Origin of the sequence: Variovorax sp. MHTC-1, assembly GCF_003984645.1 — a bacterium.
In the GTDB taxonomy this organism is placed as follows: Bacteria; Pseudomonadota; Gammaproteobacteria; order Burkholderiales; family Burkholderiaceae_C; genus Variovorax.
Genome location: NZ_RWKI01000010.1, coordinates 1 through 21,173, shown reverse-complemented (window position 1 = coordinate 21,173; position 21,173 = coordinate 1). Strand labels below are relative to the sequence as shown.

At 68.9% G+C, this 21,173-nt stretch carries 22 protein-coding genes; 10 read left to right on the top strand and 12 right to left on the bottom strand.

The genetic code is table 11. The features are described from left to right. The first annotated feature begins 40 nt into the window (after positions 1–40). From EJI01_RS17725 to EJI01_RS17715, 3 genes are read left to right on the top strand one after another with little or no spacing between them, the layout of a single operon-like run. Positions 41–1,033 carry a Bug family tripartite tricarboxylate transporter substrate binding protein gene (locus EJI01_RS17725; protein WP_126838460.1) on the top strand — a complete coding sequence of 331 codons (993 nt, stop codon included), beginning with the start codon at positions 41–43 and terminating at the stop codon, positions 1,031–1,033. Positions 1,034–1,039: 6 nt separating this feature from the next. Next, positions 1,040–2,761, top strand: a complete 1,722-nt coding sequence (locus EJI01_RS17720) for an acyl-CoA dehydrogenase family protein (protein ID WP_126838459.1) — start codon at positions 1,040–1,042, stop codon at positions 2,759–2,761. 48 nt (positions 2,762–2,809) lie between these two features. Then, the gene (locus EJI01_RS17715) at positions 2,810–3,292 is read left to right on the top strand and encodes a MarR family winged helix-turn-helix transcriptional regulator (protein WP_126838458.1); all 483 of its coding nucleotides are present in this window, start codon (positions 2,810–2,812) and stop codon (positions 3,290–3,292) included. Positions 3,293–3,303: 11 nt separating this feature from the next. On the opposite strand, the gene EJI01_RS17710 is transcribed toward EJI01_RS17715, so the two are convergent. The 3 genes from EJI01_RS17710 to EJI01_RS17700 all read right to left on the bottom strand — a co-directional run bounded on the left by EJI01_RS17710 (position 3,304) and on the right by EJI01_RS17700 (position 4,760). After that, a complete protein-coding gene (locus EJI01_RS17710; RefSeq protein ID WP_126838457.1) occupies positions 3,304–3,672 on the bottom strand; it encodes a hypothetical protein in 369 nt (122 codons plus the stop codon). A 26-nt stretch (positions 3,673–3,698) separates the two neighbouring features. After that, positions 3,699–3,917, bottom strand: a complete 219-nt coding sequence (locus EJI01_RS17705; protein ID WP_126838456.1) for a hypothetical protein — start codon at positions 3,915–3,917, stop codon at positions 3,699–3,701. Positions 3,918–4,001: 84 nt separating this feature from the next. Beyond that, positions 4,002–4,760 (bottom strand): sulfite exporter TauE/SafE family protein, encoded by a 759-nt coding sequence (locus EJI01_RS17700; protein WP_126838455.1) that lies wholly within the window; start codon positions 4,758–4,760, stop codon positions 4,002–4,004. A gap of 163 nt (positions 4,761–4,923) precedes the next feature. Between EJI01_RS17700 and EJI01_RS17695 the strand changes: the two genes are divergently transcribed. Beyond that, entirely contained in the window at positions 4,924–5,370 is a 447-nt protein-coding gene (locus tag EJI01_RS17695; protein ID WP_126838454.1) for a DoxX family protein, read from the top strand. A gap of 10 nt (positions 5,371–5,380) precedes the next feature. Here EJI01_RS17695 and EJI01_RS17690 read toward each other — a convergent pair whose 3' ends face one another. Continuing rightward, positions 5,381–6,094, bottom strand: a complete 714-nt coding sequence (locus tag EJI01_RS17690) for a Crp/Fnr family transcriptional regulator (protein WP_126838453.1) — start codon at positions 6,092–6,094, stop codon at positions 5,381–5,383. Between the two features lie 52 nt (positions 6,095–6,146). Between EJI01_RS17690 and EJI01_RS17685 the strand changes: the two genes are divergently transcribed. Beyond that, a complete protein-coding gene (locus EJI01_RS17685) occupies positions 6,147–7,802 on the top strand; it encodes an adenylate/guanylate cyclase domain-containing protein (protein WP_126838452.1) in 1,656 nt (551 codons plus the stop codon). 90 nt (positions 7,803–7,892) lie between these two features. Beyond that, complete coding sequence (locus EJI01_RS17680; RefSeq protein ID WP_126838451.1) at positions 7,893–8,354, top strand: hypothetical protein; 462 nt, start codon at positions 7,893–7,895, stop codon at positions 8,352–8,354. An 84-nt stretch (positions 8,355–8,438) separates the two neighbouring features. Here EJI01_RS17680 and rtcA read toward each other — a convergent pair whose 3' ends face one another. The 4 genes from rtcA to EJI01_RS17660 all read right to left on the bottom strand — a co-directional run bounded on the left by rtcA (position 8,439) and on the right by EJI01_RS17660 (position 12,537). Continuing rightward, positions 8,439–9,476, bottom strand: coding sequence for an RNA 3'-terminal phosphate cyclase (gene rtcA / locus EJI01_RS17675; RefSeq protein WP_126838450.1), 1,038 nt, complete (start codon positions 9,474–9,476; stop codon positions 8,439–8,441). Further along, positions 9,473–9,847, bottom strand: a complete 375-nt coding sequence (locus tag EJI01_RS17670; RefSeq protein WP_126838449.1) for a zinc-ribbon domain containing protein — start codon at positions 9,845–9,847, stop codon at positions 9,473–9,475. Before EJI01_RS17670 ends, rtcA begins: the two co-directional genes overlap by 4 nt. A 24-nt stretch (positions 9,848–9,871) precedes the next feature. Beyond that, on the bottom strand, positions 9,872–11,239 hold the full coding sequence (locus EJI01_RS17665) for a HEAT repeat domain-containing protein (RefSeq protein ID WP_126838448.1): 1,368 nt from the start codon (positions 11,237–11,239) through the stop codon (positions 9,872–9,874). Between the two features lie 74 nt (positions 11,240–11,313). Continuing rightward, positions 11,314–12,537, bottom strand: a complete 1,224-nt coding sequence (locus tag EJI01_RS17660) for an RtcB family protein (protein WP_126838447.1) — start codon at positions 12,535–12,537, stop codon at positions 11,314–11,316. 221 nt (positions 12,538–12,758) lie between these two features. On the opposite strand from EJI01_RS17660, the gene rtcR reads away from it, so the two are divergent. After that, on the top strand, positions 12,759–14,360 hold the full coding sequence (gene rtcR, locus EJI01_RS17655; RefSeq protein WP_126838446.1) for an RNA repair transcriptional activator RtcR: 1,602 nt from the start codon (positions 12,759–12,761) through the stop codon (positions 14,358–14,360). Positions 14,361–14,373: 13 nt separating this feature from the next. After that, on the top strand, positions 14,374–15,306 hold the full coding sequence (locus EJI01_RS17650; protein WP_126838445.1) for an ornithine cyclodeaminase family protein: 933 nt from the start codon (positions 14,374–14,376) through the stop codon (positions 15,304–15,306). On the opposite strand, the gene EJI01_RS17645 is transcribed toward EJI01_RS17650, so the two are convergent. The 4 genes from EJI01_RS17645 to EJI01_RS17630 form a co-directional block, all read right to left on the bottom strand. Next, positions 15,303–16,352 (bottom strand): Bug family tripartite tricarboxylate transporter substrate binding protein, encoded by a 1,050-nt coding sequence (locus EJI01_RS17645; RefSeq protein WP_126838444.1) that lies wholly within the window; start codon positions 16,350–16,352, stop codon positions 15,303–15,305. The two genes, EJI01_RS17650 and EJI01_RS17645, sit on opposite strands and share 4 nt — an antisense overlap. Next, positions 16,352–17,554: a 3-oxoadipyl-CoA thiolase gene (gene pcaF, locus EJI01_RS17640; RefSeq protein WP_126838443.1), complete on the bottom strand. Its 1,203-nt coding sequence runs from the start codon at positions 17,552–17,554 to the stop codon at positions 16,352–16,354. The genes EJI01_RS17645 and pcaF overlap by 1 nt, the downstream gene beginning before the upstream one ends. A 25-nt stretch (positions 17,555–17,579) precedes the next feature. Further along, complete coding sequence (locus EJI01_RS17635; RefSeq protein ID WP_126838442.1) at positions 17,580–18,227, bottom strand: 3-oxoacid CoA-transferase subunit B; 648 nt, start codon at positions 18,225–18,227, stop codon at positions 17,580–17,582. 162 nt (positions 18,228–18,389) lie between these two features. Next, on the bottom strand, positions 18,390–19,085 hold the full coding sequence (locus EJI01_RS17630) for a 3-oxoacid CoA-transferase subunit A (RefSeq protein WP_126838441.1): 696 nt from the start codon (positions 19,083–19,085) through the stop codon (positions 18,390–18,392). Positions 19,086–19,189: 104 nt separating this feature from the next. On the opposite strand from EJI01_RS17630, the gene EJI01_RS17625 reads away from it, so the two are divergent. After that, complete coding sequence (locus tag EJI01_RS17625; protein WP_126838440.1) at positions 19,190–19,975, top strand: IclR family transcriptional regulator C-terminal domain-containing protein; 786 nt, start codon at positions 19,190–19,192, stop codon at positions 19,973–19,975. A gap of 112 nt (positions 19,976–20,087) precedes the next feature. Then, the coding region (locus EJI01_RS17620) for a glycosyltransferase (protein ID WP_185878958.1) at positions 20,088–21,173 on the top strand (1,086 nt) is incomplete at its 3' end.

Here is a 21,173-nt window from a genome sequence, read left to right as displayed (position 1 = left end):
ACGAACTTCGTGACGACCTACTGACTGAAGGAGACAAGCCATGACCACCCGACGCCATCTCATCCAGACCCTCGGCGGGGCAGCCGCGCTCGCCGCCCTGCACCCGCTGGCCGCGCTGGCCCAGACCATCGAGCAGGTGAAGATCCTCTACGGCTTCCCGGCCGGCAGCGCCGGCGACAGCGTGGCGCGCCGCGTCGGCGAAAAGCTCGCAGGCTCGGCCTACACGCGCAACTCAGCGGTGGTCGAGAACAAGCCCGGCGCGGGGGGGCGCATCGCGCTGGAGCTGCTCAAGTCGGCGCCCGCCGACGGCAGCGTGCTCGCGCTCACGCCCTTCTCCTGCACCTCGATCTACCCGCACATCTACAAGAAGCTCAGCTACGACCCGCTCAAGGACCTCGCGCCGGTGTCGATCGCCGCCGTGATGCACCACGGCCTGGCGGTCGGGCCGCTGGTGCCGGCCAGCGTGAAGAACGTCAAGGACTTCCTGGCCTGGGCCAAGGCCAATCCCAACGAGGCCAGCTACGGGTCGCCCGCGGCCGGCTCGACGCCGCACTTCATCGGCGCCCTGCTCGGCATCAACAACGGCGTCGAGCTCAAGCACGTGCCCTACCGCGGCTCGATTCCCGGCGTGACCGACGTGGTGGGCGGCCAGATCGCCTCGATGGTGACGCCCAGCGGCGACTTCATCGCCAACCACAAGGCCGGCAAGCTGCGCCTACTCGCCACCTCCGGCAAGGCGCGCTCGCCCTTCTCGCCCGAGGTGCCCACCTTGGCCGAGCAGGGCTTCCCGGAGCTGACGACCGAGGAGTGGTTCGGCTTCTACGCGCCGGCGAAAACGCCTGCCTCGACGATCGCCGCCGCCAATGCGGCCATCAACGCCGCGATCAAGGAGAAGGCCGTGATCGACAGCCTGGCGGTGGTCGGCCTGATCGCCCAGGCCTCCACGGTCGAGGAGATGGCCCGCTCGCAACAGGCAGAGTTCGAACGCTGGGGTCCGCTGGTCAAGAAGGTCGGCTTCACGGCCGAGTCCTGATCCGGGATGGACTATCGGCCCCGTCCGGACGAAACGCGCTTCCTGCTGGAAGCCGTGCTCGGCGCGACGCCGCGCCTGCGCGCGCTCGCGCTCTTCGCAGAATTCGACGAAGCGCTGCAGGCGCAGGTGCTCGACGAGGCCGGCAAGTTCGTCACCGAGGTCATTGCGCCGGTCAACCGCACGGGCGACGAAACAGGCTGCCGTTTCGCCGGCGGCGAGGTGCACACGCCGCCCGGCTTTCGCGCGGCCTACCAGGCCTTGAGCCAGGGCGGCTGGCTGGCGCTCTCGGCGGCGCCCGAGGACGGCGGCCAGGGCCTGCCCGCCGTGCTCGAGGCGATCCTGTTCGAATGGCTCAGCGCGGCCAACCTCGGCCTCACGATGGCGCCCGGGCTGCTGCACGGCGCCTACGAATGCATCAGGCATCACGGCAGCGAGGAACTGAAGCAGCGCTACCTCTCGAAGATCGCGAGCGGCGAATGGCTCGCGACCATGTGCCTGACCGAGGCCCATGCCGGCAGCGACCTGGGCCAGGTGCGCACGCGCGCCGTGCCGCAGGCCGACGGCAGCCATCGCGTGACGGGCGGCAAGATCTTCATCTCGGGCGGCGAGCACGACCTCACCGAGAACATCGTCCACCTGGTGCTGTGCCGCCTACCGGATGCGCCGGCCGGGCCCAAGGGCCTGTCGCTGGCGCTGGTGCCCAAAGTGCTGCCCGACGGCACGCGCAACGCGGTGCACTGCGAGCGCATCGAGGAAAAGATGGGCCTGCACGGCAGCCCGACCTGCGTCATGCGCTTCGACGAGGCCACCGGCTGGCTGATCGGCGAACCGAACCGCGGGCTGGCCGCGATGTTCGTGATGATGAACGCGGCGCGGCTGCATGTCGCGCTGCAAGGCATCGGCCTGCTCGACGCGGCCTGGCAGAAGGCCGATGCCTATGCGCACGAGCGGCGCCAGATGCGCGCCCCCGGCTCGGCGCCGGCCAGCCGCGGCGCCGAGCCGGCCGATCTGATCGCCGAGCATCCGGCGATGCGCCGCATCCTCGAGACGCAGCGCGCCTGGATCGACGGCGCGCGGCTCCTCGCCTACCGCACCGCGCTGCAGCTCGACATCGCGCGGCACGATGGCGATGCCAAGGCGCGGGAACGCGCGCAGCGCTGGTGTGCGCTGGTCACGCCGGTGCTCAAGGCGGCCTGCACGCAGCAGGCTTTTCAGGGCGCCAGCGAATGCCTGCAGGTCTTCGGCGGCCACGGCTATGTGCGCGAGTGGGGCATCGAGCAGGTGCTGCGCGATGCGCGCGTGACCATGATCTACGAGGGCACCAACGAGATCCAGGCCATCGACCTGCTGGTGCGCAAGGTGCTGGCGGATGGCGGCGCCGGCATGTCGGCGCTCCTGATCGAACTGCGCGACGAGCTCGATGCCTCGCGCGAGATCGAAGCCGAGGTGCAGCGCCGGCTTGCGCAGCTGCGCTACCTCGGCACCACGGTGGTCATGGCGGCGGATGCCGATCCGGCCCTGCCCTATGAAGTGGCCGACGATTACCTGCGGGTCGTCATGCTGACCATGCTGGCCTGGGCGTGGGCGCGTATCGAGCGGGCGGCGCCGCAGGAAGCACGCTGGTCCAGGCCGGCGGCTGCCTTCCGCCGCTGGGTGCTGCCGGAGTTCGAGATGCGCCTGGGCATCGTCAAGCGCGCCTGCGAAGCCGTTGCACAGGCTGGCACCTAGGCGACGGCCGCCGGTGCACGGGCCGCCCAAGCCAGTTACCCTCCGAGCATGGCAGTCTCCAGCAAGAAATCCGCTTCCGCCGTCGCCGCCGCGCCACCGCGCCCCGATCAGCTCGATACCCGTGTGCTCGAAGCCCTGGTCGGCTACAACGCGCGGCGCGCCTGGCTGGCCGTGAGCACGGTGTTCGCGGAACGCATGGCGGCCTACGGCCTGAAGCAGGTCGACTTCTCGGTGCTCTCGCTGCTCGCGCACAACCCGGGCGCCACCTCGCGCCAGCTGTGCGCCACTCTCGACATCCTGCCGCCCAACCTGGTGAGCCTGATCTCTGCGATGGACAGCCGCGGCCTGATCGAGCGCCGCCCCCATCCGCACGACGGCCGCGCGATCGGCCTGTACCTGACGCCGGCGGGCGTTTCCCTGGTGCGCGACGCGGAGCGGACGGTGGTCGAACTGGAGGCGGAGGCCAGCGCACGCCTCACGACGCGCGAGCGCGAGACGCTGATCCGCTTACTGCAGAAGATCTATCACTGATCCCTGGAGGCTCAGAAGCGCTCGGTGAGCACCAGCACCTGGTGCGCCGCGCCGGCGACCACGGCGGGATTCGGGTAGTAGAGCTCGCCATCGATGTCGTTGCGGGAAAAGGCGTTACGCGCCTCGAAGTAACGTTCCCGGGCCGCCTCGAACACCTGCCGCCGCCAGGAAGGCTGCGCGGCTTCGATGCGGGCCCAGTGTGCGGGCGTGAGCGTGGGGCACAGCGGAACGGGTGCGGCCCGTTCCCGCAGCAGCAGCTCGCGCGCCTCGCTCGTCAGGGGATCGAACTCCAGGACTTTTTCGCGCCGGCGCGCCAGAAGGTTGGAAAGAAGGGTCGCGGCAAAGAGGCTGAGCAAGGCGAGGACGATCGCAAAGTCCATGGCGAGTCAAAAAACGTGGGTGTCGATTACCAGAACTTCCACCACGGGGCGGCGGCGGAAGAGCGCGCCGGCGGCAGCGGCTGCAGGCCGGTGTCGCGGATACGGCGGCGCTGTTCGGCTTCGAGCGCCTGGGCCATGCGGTGCGCCAGCTGGTCCCCCTGCATGGCGCGAATGCGCCACTCGGCAGCAAGGTTTTGCAGCTCGGAATCTTCGAGCTTGGCGGGCGTCGTCATCTGTTCGGACATCCCGAAATTCTGCCCACGCCAAGGGGCGGCGGCAATCGTAGAGCTTTGCATTACACGGCCGCGCAGGCGTATGTCAACTTCGTGTCACGAGAAGAATCCGTCCCAGCTCAGCTTGAGGCCGGTCAGCAGCATGCCGAGGTAGACGAAACGGTAGAACCAGACCGCATCGATGCGGCGCGCGATCCGGATGCCGAGCCAGACGCCGAGCGGCGCGAGCGGCAGCAGCACCAGCGAAGTCGCCATGTTGCGCCAGTCGAGCAGGCCCAGCCAGGCATAGGGAATCCACTTGCTCAGGTTCACCACGAAGAAGAAGTAGGCCAGCGTCGCGGTGTAGGCCACCGGGGTGAGCCGCAGCGGAATCACGTAGGCATTGACCGGCGGGCCGCCGGCGTGGGCAATGAAGCTGGTGAAGCCGCCGATCGCCGTCAGCACCGCGCCGGCCGTCTTCGACGGCGGCGGAGCATCCGAGCGCGGCGGGAACACCATGCGCTGCGCCAGAAAAAGCAGCGTGAAGATGCCGACGATGCCGGCCACCGTGTGCGCCGGAAGCACCCGGAACAGCAGCGTGCCGACCACCGTGCCGACGAGCCCGAAGGGAATCAGGAACAGCAGCAGCGAGCGGTCGAAGTCGCGGCGGAAGGCGGCGATTCCCAGCAGGTCCATCAAGAGCAGCACCGGCATCAGGATCGCCGCCGCCTGGGGCACCGTGACGGCCAGCGCCAGGACGGGCACCGCCAGCGAGCCGAAGCCGGCGCCGAAGCCGCTCTTGCTGACGCCGAGCATCAGCACGGCAGGAACGGCGACCGCATAGAAATGCGGGTCGGTGATGATGGGGAGCGCCATGGGGAAGAAGAGAAGAGCGGCCGCGCCGCGCGGGCGGGTGCGCCGAGCGTAGCAGGATGCGGCAGCGGCCGCCTTCACCCAAAAAATGTGCGTAAACGCACCGACTCGCGCTGCCGAAGTTCGCAGACTCGACGGTCTTTACGTCTCATCAAAGGATCACTCAATGAATACCCAGGCCCTGATGGCCGCGACAACCCCCATCGGCGGGCTGCGCGAGGATGCAGGCAAGCTCCTGCTGCGCGCATCGGTCGCGCTGCTCGTGCTGCTGCACGGCATCGACAAGCTCGCGAAAGGGCCGGGCTTCGTCGTCGGCGCGCTGGAACGCGCCGGCCTGCCGGGCGGCATCGGCTACCTGGTGTACGTGGGCGAGGTGCTGGCGCCGCTGCTGATGCTCGCCGGCCTCTGGACGCGCGCCGCGGCCGGCATCGTCGCCATCAACATGGTGGTCGCGATCGGTTTGGTGCACATGAGCGGCCTGTTCGCGCTAGCCAAGCAGGGCGGCGGCTGGGCGCTCGAACTGCAGGGCCTCTACCTGGCCGGCGCCCTGGCCGTCGCGCTGCTGGGCGCGGGCCGCTTCAGCCTGGGCGGCGCCAAAGGCCGCTTGAACTGAGGCCTGCCGATCAGCCAGGCTCGCCGCGCACCTCGGCCACCATGCGGGCCAGGCGTTCGGCATCGGTCACGACCAGGGCCCGGCCTTCCTTGGCCAGCAGGCCCTCGCGCACCAGCACGTTGAGCTCGCGCGTGACCTGCTCGCGGTTGGTGCTGATCTGGCTGGCCAGCTCGGCATGGCGCGGCGCCGGTTCCAGGCGTGCCCGGTTGTCCGCGATGCCGGCGGCGCGCGCCATGCGCAGCAGCTCGGCATGCAGGCGGTTCTGCACGCCGAGGGTGCTGAGGTCGATGACGCGCTCGGACAGCTGGCGCACCAGTTGGGTCAGCCGGCGCATCACGCGCTCGGCCACCAGCGGCTCGTCGCGCAAGAGCGCCATGAAGGCCGTCCGCTCGAGGCTGGCGACGACGCAGGGCTCGAGCGTCAGCACATCGGCCGAGCGCGGCCCGCCGTCGATGGCAGCGATGTCGCCGATAGGCTCGCCTTCGCCGCAGTCGCGGAAAGTGACCTGCCGCCCGTTGGCCGAGTAGGTCGTGATGCGCGCCCGCCCCGCTACGAGGAAGTAGACCTCGCCATCGTCCTGCGTGCGCAACAAGAGCGGCTTGCGCGCCGCCACGCTGTGCCATCGGCTCGCCTGGGCAAGCAGCTCGAGGCGGCGGTCGGACAGGCCTTCGAACAGCGGGATCTTCCGCAGCGCGAGGCTGGAGCGGTGAGGGGAAGAGGTCATGCAGGGTCGGCAGGCGCGCGCATTATGCTCGGGTGCCGCTTGGAGCCCGCCCATGGACAGTCGTTCCCCCATCCTCTTGCGCCTTCCTTCGCGGCGCAACCTCCGATGGACGAGCGGCGTGGTCCTGATGGGCTACGTGGCGGCGCACCTGGGCAACCATGCGCTGGGCCTCGTTTCGCTGGCGACCGCCGAAACCGCGCTGCAGGCCATCTCCACCTTCTGGCACGGCCTCGCGGGCAGCCTGCTGCTGTACGGCGCGGCGGCGGTGCATGTGGTGCTGGCCGCTGTGGCCCTGTGGGAGCGGCGCAGCCTGCGCATGCCGTCCATGGAGGCGGTGCGGCTGCTTCTGGGCTTCTCGCTGCCGCTGCTGCTGGCCGCTCACCTGACGGCGATGCGCTGGGCCCACGAAGCCTTCGCGATCGACGCTTCCTACGCCCGCGTGATCCGCGGCCTCTGGAGCCCGGGCGCTGCGAGCTTCCAGCTGGCCATGATGCTGGCCGCGTGGACGCACGGCTGCCTCGGGCTGCACCTGGCGCTGCGCGTCCGCCCGGCCTACCGGCGGCATTTCCATCTGCTCTTGGCGGCAGCCGTGCTGCTCCCGGTGCTCGCCGCCCTTGGCTTCCTCGCGATGGGCCGCGAGCTGCAATGGACCGGCACGCTGCCGGCCCAGATGCCGACGGCAGCGCAGAAAGCAGCGCTCGACGCGACGGAGCAGGACGTCAAGTGGTTCTATGCGCTGGCACTGCTGGCCCTGCTCGCTGCGCGCCAGCTGCGCGCCTGGCATGAACGGCGGCCGCGCAAGGCATCGATCGAGCTGCGCTACCCGGACCGCACGGTCCGCGTGCCGCGCGGCTGGAGCGTGCTCGAAGCCAGCCGCGCGCACGGCATCGCCCACCTGTCGGTCTGCGGCGGACGCGCGCGCTGCTCCACCTGCCGCGTGCGCGTGCTCGGGCCGGCCTCGCATGTGGAAGCGCCGGGCCATGACGAGCGCCGCACGCTGGAGCGGGTGCGTGCACCGGATGACGTGCGGCTGGCATGCCAGCTTCGCCCGCACGGCGATCTGGCGGTGACGCCCCTGTTCGCGCCCCGCCTCGGCGCCGGCGCCCAGCCCGGCCGCCTGGGCCGCGAGCACGACGTCGCGATCCTCTTCGTCGACCTGCGCCGCTGGTCGGGCCTGTCGGAGCGGCAATGGCCCTTCGACCTGGTGTACGTGCTCGACCGCTACTTTGCGATCGTCGGCGCCGCGGTGCGCGAGTGCGGCGGCGTGCCGAACCAGTTCATCGGCGACAGCGTGATGGCGATCTTCGGGCTCGACGTCGCCCTGCCGACTGCATGCCGCCAGGCCGTGCGTGCGGCCGCTCTGATCGGCGAGCGCATGGACGCATGGAGCGCCGGCTTCGAATCCCAGTTCGGCCATCGCCTCGATTTCGGCATGGGCCTGCACGCGGGGCGCGCGGCCGTGGGCGAGGTGGGCTACCTGGAGACCACCACCTTCACCGCGGTGGGCGAAGTGGTCAACACGGCGAGCCGGCTGCAGGACCAGTCCAAGCTGGCCGCGGCCCGGCTCGTGATCTCGGTCTTCGCAGCCGAGCAGGCCGGCATCGCCGACGCGCTGGGCGAGCCGGAAATGGTGACCGTGCGCGGCCGCTCGAAGCCGCTCGCGGTGCTGCACGTGCCGCGGCCGCAGCTTGAAAAAAGCGTGCGCTAACGCACTGCCCGAAACGCGGCCGGAATCCACACTGCTTTCCACGGTGGCGGCGATCCCCGCAGCCACCTGAAGCAGTGAAAGGACTCGATCATGCAAGCCAAGCAACTCCTGGGCATCTCCGCCCTTCTTCTCGCCGGCGCCGCGTCGGCCCAGACCGTGCCGGCCGAAGCCTGGGTCGGCGCACCGATCGCGATCACCGGCAGCACGATGAGCCGCAGCGAGGTCACGGCCGATCTGCAGCGCTCGATGAGCGTGGCGCGGACACCGCAGGAACAGTGGGTCGGCACGCCGGCCACCGCCACCATCGCCGTCGGCGCAATGAGCCGGGCCGAAGTGCTGGCCGACCTGAGCCTCTACAACAAGGCAGGCCTGGGCGACTATGCGCGCATCGACAGCCCCGACGCGACCGGCCCCGAGTATGCGCGCCGCATGGCCGCCTACCGGCAGGCGCGCAACAGCGATGCCTACATGGCCGAGGTGCAGCGCATCGAAGGCATTCGCGGCAGCGCGATGGCGAGCGCGCGCCGGCAGAACGGCCCGTCCGCCGAGTGAACGGGCGCCAGTCGTCCGCCAGGCAGGTGCCGGCCGTCCAGCCGAAGAGCCGCTCGAGCGCGCCGTTGGCGCGGAGCAGGACGCTCAGGCCGGCGCCACCTGCACCGTGGCGGCCTCGGCGCCTTGCGAGATCGCGAAGCGCACCGGCAGGAAGCGCTCGATCACCGCGCAGTTGGTACGCGTGTGCGGCGTCACCTCGCTGCAGCTGAAGGCCGCGGCTTTCCTGGACTGCCACACGGCGAGCGCCAACAGCAGCGCGAGCTGGTCCGCCAGGTGGGCGCCGACCGCAGCCCCGCTTTTCTGAAAGGCGCGCACTTCCTTCACGAGCCGGTGCGCCACCTGCTCGGCGGAGAGCGTCTTCTCGCCGAAGGCGGTGAAGACCTCGGTGACATGCTCGTAGGCGAAGACGGCCATAAGCGCGTTGCCCGGCCCTTCGTTCTGCCGCGCCACACCGTGGCGCAGCTGCTCGACGGACCAGCCCATCGCGCTGCCGAGCGTGCCGAGCTCGCGCACCGCGACATGGCGCGCAAGCCCCGGCGCAAGGCACTCGCCGTGCGCCGCCTGCAGCGCGCCGCGCGCCAGCAGATCGAAGGGCCTGAGCGGTCCGGCGCTGGGCACGATGGTCGCTTCGACCGCGCCGCCTCCGGCCGGGTAGAAGCCGCAGCGGTGCAGCACCAGCTGCAGGTCCGCGCCCAGGCTGCGCACCAGCGGCGCATAGGCCAGGTCGAGAAAATGAAAGGGCGGCGCCATCGGGTTGTGCGTGCCGCCCGCGAGCGAGACGCGGCTCGGCGCATCGGCCAGCAGCAGCGCGGGCAGCACCGTCTGCAGCACCAGCATGCAACTGCCCGCGCTGGCGACCGAGAAGCGGTAGTCGCCGGCGCGCACCGTGCCGGGCACGAAGCGCAGCCGCTGCGAACCGAGCTCGGCACTCTCGACCTGCGCACCGCTCAGCTCCGCCGCCGCCAGCACGCAGGCCAGGTGCTGGCGCATCAGCCCCGGCTTGGGCCTCCCGGCGCGAATGCGATCGATGGCCAGCGGCTGCCCCGTGACCATCGCGAGCGCCAGGCCGGTGCGCAGGATCTGGCCGCCGCCCTCGCCTTGGGAGCCGTCGAGTTCGATCATCCAGCCTGCTCCGGCGCGCGCCGCGCCACACGACGCGCCTGACGGCAGGCGCGGCAGCGCACTGCGGTGCTGTCGATATGGCCATGCGCCACTTCGTACCACCACTTCTGCTGCTTGGCCGTCCAGACTTCTTCAACGCCGCAGTCGCGGCAGGTGAAGGGGCGGTCGAGGTAGTAGCTCGGCAGCAGGCCGTAAGTGTTGTTGTGGCGCGCCAGCACCTCCAGATCGGCCGGCTCCATGCCTGCGAGATGCAGGCCGTCGGGCAGCCCCCGCGCATCGTGCCGATCTGCGGCCAGCGCCGCCAGCGCCTGCGCGGCACGTTCGAGGCGCCGTTCCTTGATCTCGGCGCGTCGCTGCTTGTTGCTTTTCATGATCGTGATATCGAAGTCGGATGGTCAGATGACGTGGAATGCACGCAGGTGGTAGTCGGTCAGTTCCGGAAAGCCATACGGCAGCAGGCCCTTCGGGCGTCCGTTGGGCAGAAGGCGAGCTTTCTGGTTCCAAAGCGCTGCCAGCCTGGCGCTCTGTGCAGCGCGCGGCTGGACATAGCAATTCGCCATGGCCCTGATCCACACATGCAGTTCGTTCGTGATGGCATCGGCAAGCCCGCCCGCGGGCGCTTCGCCGTGCAGAAGCTCCAGGACGAACAGCAGCCGGTCCCATGGCGATCCGCTGCGAAGCATGGCGATGACGTCGATCGCCAGTTCGCGGCGCGCCAGTCCCAGACGCATCAGCGCATCCGGCGACGGCAAGGGAGCGCCGCGGCGGACGTGCTCGACCGCGAGCCTGCGCACCTTCGGCGATTCATCGGCCAGGATCTCCATCAGTTCCATCTCCACCCTGCCGTTATCCGCCGCGCAGAGCACCAGCCAGCGCGCCAGGCGCCGCAAGGGTACCGTCGGCGAGGCCATCAATGGCCGCGCCAGCAACAGCGCCTGCGGATCGTCGAGCAGGAACAGCACATGCAAGGCCGCGACCCGCAATCGATCGTCGCTCGCCTGCTGAGCGAGGATTGCTTTTGCATGGCGGGCGAGCTCATCCCTCTCACCGGGCAGAGCGCCCACAGCCAACGAGCGCACGGCCGCGCTTCGGTCCATGCACATCGCGCGGACCAGAGACCGCACGTCGAAGTCCGCAGCGGCGAGAAGCTCGCGCATGGCGGTGGTTCGAACGCGCGGCAAGCGCGAACGGCAGGCAGCCACGAGCAGTTCGCGACGATGCGAAGGCTCCTGCAACCTGCTCGCAGCCTCCAGGCCCAGTTGCGCGGTCGGCAGGTCGTTCGAGCGAACACCTCGCTGCAGGATGCCCAGGAGTTCGGATTCGTCATGCGACTGCTTCAGGCGCAGCGAGAACATCCAGCGTCGCATCGCGTTGTCCGGCGAGCGCGCATGGCGTTCCAGTGCATCGACATTCCGTGCCAGGAAAGCCTCGATGGCATCCGTTGTTTCGCGTAGATCGATCCTGCGCACTCGGTAGACATACGCGATCGCGGGCAACGCGTGCGCCCAATGCTCAATGAATTCGTCGCGCATGAAGACCGCAAGGCCTTGTCGAGCAGCATCCGATACCTGCTGCACCCAGTCACCGGTGCACACCAGCAAGGGGGCAATGGCCCGTGGATCGGCTCGGCGCGCCAGTTCCACGACCGCCGCTTCGCGCTGGTAGCCGTTGAACGAACGGGCGAGCTCCATCAGCGCATCGAGTTCGAGCATCGAACAATCTGCATCCGGCACCGCCTCGACCCTTGTTTTCCACCACTTCATCGCTCTGATCCTCCATGAGGCGCCAAGAGATTGCGCCTTCCCTCTCCGCCGGGGCGATGGACAAAGTCCTCGCCCTACCCCTTCACGCACACCACCTGCTTGAGCGTGTACACCACCTCCACCAGGTCCTTCTGCGCCTCCATCACCGCGTCGATGTCCTTGTAGGCCATCGGGATCTCGTCGATCACATCGGCGTCCTTGCGGCATTCCACGCCCTCGGTGGCGGCGATCTGGTCGGCCACCGTGTAGAGCTTCTTCGCCTTGGTGCGGCTCATCTTGCGGCCGGCGCCGTGGCTGCAGCTCATGAAGCTCTCGGGGTTGCCCTTGCCGCGCACGATGTAGCTCTTGGCGCCCATGCTGCCGGGGATGATGCCGAGCTCGCCGGCCTTGGCGCTCACGGCGCCCTTGCGCGTGACGAACACGTCCTCGCCGAAGTGCGTTTCGCGGCTCACGTAGTTGTGGTGGCAGTTCACCGCTTCCACGTGCGCCTCGAAGGGCTTGGCGACGACCTTGCGCGCGGCCGCGACCACGCGCTGCATCATCACTTCGCGGTTCGCGCGCGCGAACTTCTGCGCCCAGCCGACCGCACGCACGTAGTCGCCGAAGTACTTGGCGCCTTCCTCGAAGTACGCCAGGTCCTGGTCGGGCAGGTTGCGCTGGTGCTGCTCGGCATCCTTCTTCGCGAGCTCGATGAAGTGGGTGCCGATGGCATTGCCGACGCCGCGCGAACCCGAGTGCAGCATGAACCACACGGCGCCCTGCTGGTCGAGGCAGACCTCGATGAAGTGGTTGCCGGTGCCCAGCGTTCCCAGGTGCTTGTGGTTGTTGGTGTTCGCGAGGCGCGGGTAGTCCTCGCAGATGGCGTCGAATTCGTCGGCGAGCTTCGCCCACGCGGCATCGGTTTCGTCGGGCGGGGTTTCCCATGCGCCCTTGTCGCGGCCCTGGCGCTTCGGGTTGGAGCCATGCGGCACGGCCTTCTCGATCGCGGCGCGCAGCGGCCCCAGGTTGTCGGGCAGATCGTTCGCCTGCAGCGTGGTCTTGCACGCCATCATTCCGCAGCCGATGTCCACGCCGACCGCAGCCGGAATGATCGCCCTGAAGGTCGGGATCACCGAGCCCACGGTCGCACCGATGCCGTAGTGCACGTCGGGCATGGCCGCGATGTGCCTGAACACGATCGGCAGGCGCGCCGCATTCTGCAGCTGCTGCCGCGCTTCGTCTTCGACGGGCACGCCGCGGGTCCACATCTTCACCGGGACGCCGTTCTCGACCTCGTGCAGTTCGTAGTTCTGTTGCATGACTTCTCTCTCTCTCGTTCGGGAGGGTGCCGATTGCACCCTCCCCGACTCACGCCACAACGGCGCTTGCCGTCTTGTCTGCGAAGAGTGTGCCAACCCGAGGGCTGCAACGCCACCAAAGACCAAGTCGTTGATGGAAAAGGATTTATTGCGGCGAGCCCGATGGCGCCCATGGACAGCGGACCTCGGATGACTAGAATGCTCGCTAGTTTTTTATCTCCATGAAACCCATCGTCGTCATCGGCTTCCTCGGCACCCAGCTCGACGCCGGCCAGGGCGCCGGCCGCTGGGAGAAGTGGCGCCCCACGGTCTCGCTGACGCAGCACGAGGACATGGTGATTGCGCGCATGGAGCTGCTCTACACGTTGCGCCACAAGGCGCTCGCGGAAAGAATCCAGGCCGACATCGCCACCGTCTCGTCCGAGACCGAGGTGAGATTGGTCGAGCTCGAGATCGCCGATCCCTGGGACTTCGGCGAGGTCTACACCCGCCTCTACGACTGGGCGCGCGCCTACCCCTTCGACGCCGAGCGCGAGCAGTACTGGACGCACATCACGACCGGCACGCACGTGGCGCAGATCTGCATGTTCCTGCTCGCGGAGTCGCGCGCGATCCCGGGCGTGCTCGCGCAGACCGCGCCGCCCAAGCGGCAGCAGGCCGGCGATCCGGGCGCCTGCACGCTGATCGACCTCGACCTCTCGCGCTATGACGCGATCGCGCAGCGCTTCGAAGCCGAGCAGCGCGACGCGGTCGCCTTCCTCAAGAGCGGCATCGCGACGCGCAACCCGCGCTTCAATGCGCTGATCGACGAGATCGAACGCGTTGCCGTGCGCTCGCGCGCCCCGATCCTGCTCGTCGGCCCCACCGGAGCGGGCAAGTCCTTCCTCGCGCGGCGCATGTTCGAACTCAAGAAGACGCGCCACCAGATGGCCGGCGCCTTCGTCGAGGTGAACTGCGCCACACTGCGCGGCGACGGCGCGGCATCCACGCTCTTCGGCCACAAGAAAGGCGCCTTCACCGGCGCGGCGGCCGAGCGCGCCGGCCTGCTGCGAAGCGCGCACCAGGGCGTTCTCTTCCTCGACGAGATCGGCGAGCTCGGCGCAGACGAACAGGCGATGCTGCTAAAGGCGATCGAGGAGAAGCGCTTCTTTCCGATGGGTTCGGACCGCGAAGTCGAGAGCGACTTCCAGCTGATCGCCGGCACCAACCGCGACCTGCGCGCCGACGTGGCCGGCGGGCGCTTTCGCGAAGACTTGTTCGCGCGCATCAATCTCTGGACCTACGATCTGCCGGGCCTTGCCCAGCGCCCGGAGGACATCGAACCCAACGTCGATCATCTGCTGGCGCTCTACGCCGCCGAGAACCACCGCGTGGCACGCTTCAACGCCGAGGCGCGCACCGCCTACCTGCGCTTCGCGCGCAGCGGCGAGGCACTCTGGAGCGGCAACTTCCGCGATCTTTCCGCCAGCGTGACGCGGCTCGCCACGCTGGCCGACGGCGGGCGCATCGCCGGCGAACTGGTGCAGGCCGAGATCGCGCGGCTGCGCTGGCTCTGGAAACGCGCCGCGCCTTCGAGCGCGCAGGACGCGGTCGACCTCGGCGCGCTGCTCGGCGCCGAACGCGAGGCGGCGCTGGACCTGTTCGACCGGCTGCAGCTCGAGGCGGTGGTGCGCATCTGCCGCGACGCGCGTACTCTCTCCGATGCCGGACGACAGCTGTTCCAGGCTTCGCGCGGCCAGCGCACGGTGGTCAACGATGCCGACCGCCTGCGCAAGTACCTGGCCAAATACGGACTCCAATGGAGCCAGCTCGCATCCGGCTGATGCCGACCACGCCATGAAGCACTTCGACGAGCACCGCACCCGCAGCGCGCTGCATTTCACCCGCCTGGTGCCCGCCTTGCGCGACGCCTTCGCCGGCGCAGTCAGCGTGCCGCCTCGCCATGTGCATGCCATCGAAGCCGGCGCCGATCGCGGCACCGTGCTGATCATGCCGGCCTGGAGCGAGGCGGGCTACCTCGGCATCAAGACCATCAACATCTTTCCAGGCAACAGCGCGCACGGCCTGCCCGGCCTGCACGCGACCTATGTGCTTTACGACGCGCACACCGGCGTGCCGCTCGCGCTGATGGACGGCAACGAGATCACCGCGCACCGCACGGCGGCGGCTTCGGCGCTCGGCGCTTCCTTTCTCGCACGCTCGGATGCGCGGCGCCTGCTCGTGCTCGGCACCGGCCGCGTCGCGCGCCTGCTGCCGGCCGCGCATGCCAGCGTGCGCGCGATCGACGAAGTGCAGGTGTGGAACCACCGGCCCGAGGGCGCGGAAGCGCTGGCCGCGCAATGGCGCAGCGAAGGCTGGAACGCGCAGGCCGTGAGCGACCTCGAGGCTGCCGTGCGCAACGCCGACATCGTGAGCTGCGCGACACTCGCCACCTCGCCGCTCGTTCGGGGCGAATGGCTGTCCCCTGGGTCCCACCTCGATCTGATCGGCAGCTTCACACCGCAGATGCGCGAGGCCGACCCGGCCTGCTTCGCCGGTGCGCGGACCTTCGTCGACACCGATGAAGCGCTCTCGAAGGCCGGCGATCTGCTCGATGCGATCGCGGCCGGCACGCTTTCGCGCGAGGGCGTCCAGGCCACGCTCGCCGAGCTGTGCCGCGGCACGCGCGGCGGACGCGCCGACGACAGCGAGCGCACCATCTTCAAGGCCGTCGGCAGCGCGCTCGAAGACCTCGCGGCGGCCACGCTGGTGTGGCAGCAGGAGGCTTAGTCGAGCGAGACGTTCGCCTTTTTGATCACCTCGCCGAAGCGCCGGGTCTCGCTCTGCACGAACTGGTTGAACTGCTCGCGCGTGGTCGGGAAGGGCTCGTAGCCGAAGCTCTTGAACTTCTCCTGCACATCGGCTTCGGCCAGTCCCTTCTCGATGTCGCGCTTGATCTTGTCGGTCACCGCAGCAGGCAGGCCCTGCGGCACCGCGATTGCGTTCCAACCGGTGACCTCGAAGCCCTTGGGGCCACCCGATTCGGCGACCGTCGGCACGTCCGGGAAGGCCGCGACGCGTTGGGGCGCCGCCGCTGCCAGGAAGCGCAGCTTGCCGGCGCGCTGCAGCGGGCCGGCCGTCGCGCTGGTGCCGAGCGCGAAGGCGAGCTCGCCGGTCGAGACCGAGGTGTAGAGCTGCGTGGTTTCCTTGTAGATCACGTGCTCCATCTGCGTGCCCGTGGCCGATTCGAAGAGTTCGGAGCCCAGGTGCACCGGGTTGCCCACCGACCAGGAGCCGTAGTTGAGCTTGCCGGGGTTGGCCTTGGCATCGGCGATCAGGTCGCCCACCGTCTTGTACTTGCTGTTGGCCGGCACGGTGAAGAAGAAGTAGGCCTTGAACAGCGGCAGCAGCGCGTCGAAGTCCTTGGCCGGGTCGTACGGCAGCTTCTTGAACAGCGCCGGATAGGCCGCGAGGTGCACGTTGTCGAGCACCAGCAGGTCGTGCCCGTCCTTGGCGCCGCGCTTCCAGGCATCGATGGCGATGAAGCCGTTGCCGCCGGGCCGGTTCTCGACCACCACCGGCTGGCCCCAGGCGCGCGACAGCTTGTCGGCCACCAGGCGCGCCACGCCGTCCGGGCCGCCGCCCACCGGGAAGGGCGTGATGATGCGCACCGGCTTGGACGGGAATTGCTGCTGCGCGCCGGCGGCCGCGGGCAGCAAGGCGCCGGCGGCCAGGGCAAGCGCTGCCGCCGCAACGCTGCGGCGCGAGATCGGGGATCTGAAAAGCAAGGAAGTCTCCTGCGTTATCGAAACAGTGCGGCGTCGAGCGAGGCGCATCAGACGCGTTCCAGGATGACGGCGATGCCCTGCCCCACGCCGATGCACATGGTGCACAGCGCATAGCGGCCGCCCTGCTTGTGCAGCTGATTCACCGCGGTAGTCGCGAGGCGCGCGCCGCTGGCGCCCAGCGGATGGCCGAGCGCGATCGCGCCGCCGTTGATGTTGACGCGCGCATCGTCGTCCTTCAGTCCCAGAAGGCGCAGCACTGCCAGGCCCTGTGCGGCGAAGGCTTCGTTGAGCTCGATCACGTCGATCTGGTCGAGCGTGAGGCCGGTGAGCTTCAGCACTTTCTCGGTGGCCGGCGCCGGGCCGATGCCCATCACGCGCGGCGGCACGCCGGCGGTGGCCATGCCGACCACGCGGGCGCGCGGCGTGAGGCCGTACTTGGCGGCATGCGCCTCGTCGGCCAGCAGCAGCGCGCAGGCGCCGTCGTTCACGCCGCTCGCATTGCCGGCGGTCACGGTGCCGTCGGGCCGCACCACGCCCTTCAACTTGGCCAGCGCCTCCAGGCTGGTGTCGCGCGGATGCTCGTCCTTGTCGACCACGATCGCATCGCCCTTCTTCTGCGGCACGCTGACCGGCACGATCTCGGCATCGAAGAAGCCCGACTTCTGCGCCGCCACGGCGCGCTGCTGCGAGGCCAGCGCCATGCGGTCCTGCGCTTCGCGCTCGATCTTGTAGTCGGTGGCCACGTTCTCGGCTGTCTCGGGCATCGAGTCGATGCCGTACTGCGCTTTCATGAGCTTGTTGACGAAGCGCCAGCCGATGGTGGTGTCGTAGACCGTGTTGGCGCGGCTGAAGGCGCTCTCGGCCTTCGGCATCACGAAGGGCGCGCGGCTCATGCTCTCCACGCCGCCGGCGATCATCAGGCCGGTCTCGCCGGCCTTGATGGCGCGCGCCGCGGTCCCGACCGCGTCCAGCCCCGAGCCGCACAGGCGGTTGATGGTGCCGCCGCCGACTTGCAGCGGCAGGCCGGCGAGCAGCGCCGACATGCGCGCGACGTTGCGGTTGTCCTCGCCGGCCTGGTTGGCGCAGCCGTAGAGCACGTCGCTGACGGCCTGCCAGTCGACGTCCTTGTTGCGTTCCATCAGCGCCCTGAGCGGCACGGCGCCGAGATCGTCGGCGCGCACGCTCGCGAGGGCACCGCCGTAGCGGCCGAAGGGAGTGCGAACGGCGTCGCAGATGAAGGCTTGGTTCATGGTGTGTCTCTCGTCGAAGTTGTCGTCAGATGGCGATCGGCAGGCCGACCAGCTTTTCGAGCTCCGCATGCTCGAGGCCTTCGACCTTGTCGATCAGCTTCAAGCCGGAAGGCGTGCATTCCAGGGTGGCGAGGTCGGCGTACACGCGCTTCACGCAGCCGATGCCGGTCAGCGGGTAGCTGCATACCTCGACGATCTTGCTCTCGCCCTTCTTGGTCAGCAAATCCATCATCACCCAGGTCTGCTTGGCGCCGATGGCCAGGTCCATCGCGCCGCCGACCGCGGGGATGGCGCCTTCCTCGCCGGTGCTCCAGTTCGCGAGATCGCCCGTGGCCGAGACCTGGAAGGCGCCGAGCACGCAGATGTCGAGATGGCCGCCGCGCATCATCGCGAAGCTGTCGGCATGGTGGAAGTACGCGCCGCCCGGCAGCAGCGTGACCGGCTGCTTGCCGGCGTTGATGAGGTCGTAGTCTTCCTGGCCTTCGGCCGGTGCCGGACCCATGCCGAGGATGCCGTTCTCGCTGTGCAGGATGACCTCGCGGCCGGCAGGCAGGTGGTTGGCGACCAGGGTCGGCTGGCCGATGCCGAGGTTGACGACGGCGCCGTCGAAGATGTCCTGCGCGACGCGGGCGGCGAGCTGGTCCTTGGTGCGGCGTTGGTAGCTGGCGGTCATCTCAGATCTCCATCGAATTGATGCAGCACGCGGTGAATTCCGCGGCAAGCGAAGCGAAGCCCGTTCGGGAGACACCGCGGAACCGGCTTTGCCGGGCCGCTGGTGTCGCCCCCTCGAGGGGGGAGGTGGCTACACGAAGTGAGCAAGCAACGGGGGTGGGCTTCATTTTTTGAAGCCGCCGGCTTGCGTCGCCACACGGTCGATCTTGACGATCTGGTGAACGAAGATGCCGGGCGTGACGATGGCTTCTGGGTCCATCTCGCCGAGCTCGGCGATCTCGTGCACGGTGGCGATGGTGCGGTCCGACGCCATGGCCATCACGGGACCGAAGTTGCGCGCCGCCTTGCGGTAAGCAAGGTTGCCCCAGCGGTCGCCGCGCTCGGCCTTGATCAGCGCGACATCGCCGCGGATCGGGTACTCCAGCACGTATTGCTTGCCGTCGATCTCGCGCGTCTCGCGCTCGCCGGCCAGCTGGGTGCCGAAGCCGGTCGGGCAGAAGAAGGCGCCGATGCCGGCGCCGGCCGCGCGGATGCGCTCCGCCAGATTGCCTTGCGGCACCAGTTCGAGCTCGAGCGTGCCGGCGCGGTAGAGGCCGTCGAACACATGGCTGTCGGCCTGGCGCGGAAAGCTGCAGATGATCTTGCGCACGCGCCCGGCCTTCAGCAGCGCGGCCAGGCCGGTGTCGCCGTTGCCGGCATTGTTGTTGACAACGGTGAGGTCGCGGGCGCCCTGCTCGATCAGGCCGTCGATGAGCTCGCCGGGAATGCCGGCGGTGCCGAAGCCGCCGATGAGCACCGTGGCGCCGTCCTTGATGCCGGCCATGGCATCGGCGACCGAGCGCGCGATCTTGTTGATCATGTATCTGTCTCCGGGGTGGAAAGAAGCGAAACACCCCGGGATGCAAATATGTTCGCATACCGAACAAGTGTTCGTATAATGAATTCTAAGGAGGATCGACCCCGATGGCAACCCAAAAGAAGCAAGCCGACCCACCGACGCCCGGCGACAGCTACGTGCAGTCCTTCGCGCGCGGCCTGCAGGTGATCCGCTCCTTCAGCGCCGGCGCGCCGCGCCAGACGCTGAGCGAGGTGGCGGCCGCGAGCGGCCTCACGCGTGCGGGTGCGCGCCGCATCCTGCTCACGCTGCAGACGCTGGGCTACGTCGGTTCCGACGGCAAGCTCTTCGCGCTGACGCCGCGCATCCTCGACCTCGGTTTCGCTTACCTCTCGTCGATGCCGATCTGGAACCGCGCCGAGCCGGTGATGGAAGCGCTGGTGCAGCAGGTACAGGAGTCGTGCTCGGCGGCGGTGCTCGATGCCACCGACATCGTCTACGTGATGCGCGTGCCGACGCACAAGATCATGCGCATCAGCCTCGGCGTGGGCTCGCGCCTGCCGGCCTACTGCACCTCGATGGGCCGCCTGCTGCTGGCCGACCTGGACGACGAGGAAGTGCGCGCGCGGCTCGAAGCCTCGACGCTCGAAGCCTTCACGCGCCACACCCTGACCGACATCGACGCCCTCTTTGCCAAGGTCGTGCAGGCGCGGCGCCAGCGCTGGTGCCTGGTCAACCAGGAGCTGGAGGAAGGCCTGATCTCGATCGCCGCGCCGATCGTCGACCGCGCCGGCCGCATGGTGGCGGCGCTCAACATCAGCGGCCAGGCCAACCGCACCAGCGCGAAGGTGATGCAGGAGACCATGCTGCCGGCGCTGCTGGCCGCGGCGGTGGAGGTTTCGCGGCTGCTTTGAGGCCGGCGGCCCGATGCATGAAAACGATGGCGCGCAACTCGCCGCGCTGGCAAAATTCAGCGCGGCTGGTTGCCGCCTCCGGTACGCGTTCATCGATAGCAGGGGAGACCCCATGTCCACCGCGCCTGTCCAGATTGCGCTCGAGCCATTGGCGATACCGGAACTGCCGGCCGTGCCGAAGGTGAGCATCGCCATCATCTGCTTCAACTACGGCCGCTTCCTTGCCGAGTGCCTGGAAAGCTGTCTCGCCCAGACCCTCCCCGCGGACGAAATCGTCGTCGTGAATGACGGCTCGACCGACGACACCGCGGAGGTGCTGAACGGCTATGCGGCGCGCCTGCCGCAGATCCGGGCGATCCACCAGTCGAACGGAGGCATCTGCGCGGCGACGAATGCCGCGCTCGCCGCATGCTCCGGCGACGTGATGGTCCTGCTCGACGCCGACGACACCATGGTGCCGGAGCGCATCGAAAAGGTGCTCGCCGCGTTGCGCGGCCGCGTGGACGGGCATCGCCCCGGATGGGTCCACCACAGCATGATGCGTTTTTCCGAGCTGCAGCCCCGGCTGGGCCTCGCGCCCTACTATCCCGGCGGCAAGGGGCCCGAGGGCTGGCTCGCTGCGGAAGCATTGAAGGCCGCCTCGACCCCCGTTCTCGCATTGACTTCGGCGCTCGCCTTCAGGCGCGAGGTCCTCTCGGCCATCGGCCACTTGGACAGCGACCGGCTCATGTACCAGGACCTGCAGCTTTGCACCGCCGCCACGCTGCTGAGCCCGACCGCCTGGATTCCCGAACCGCTGACACGCTATCGCATTCATCTCACGTCGATTTCGTCGGGGTCGATGGTCTCGCTGGAGCAGATCAGGAAAACGCTGCAACGGGCCCGGCGCTTCGATGTCTGGCTGCGCAACCAGCTCGAGAAGATCAAGCCCGGCGCGGCTTCCTTGTGGCGGCCGCTGGACGATCAAGGGGGCTATCTCTGGCTCAGCTTCCTCGAACGCTGGCTGTCCGGGGAGGGCAAGGACCTCGTGCTGCTGTGGAAGGTGCTGCGCCATCCGGACACCCGCCGCGGACCCCGCCAGTACCGCATCTACTACTACGGCAGCGTGCTGCTTCCCAGGGACCTGTTCGTCTCGTATTCGCAGCTGATCTTCGGCAGCAGCCCCGCCAAGCTGATGTTGAGAAAATTCCTGCGCCGG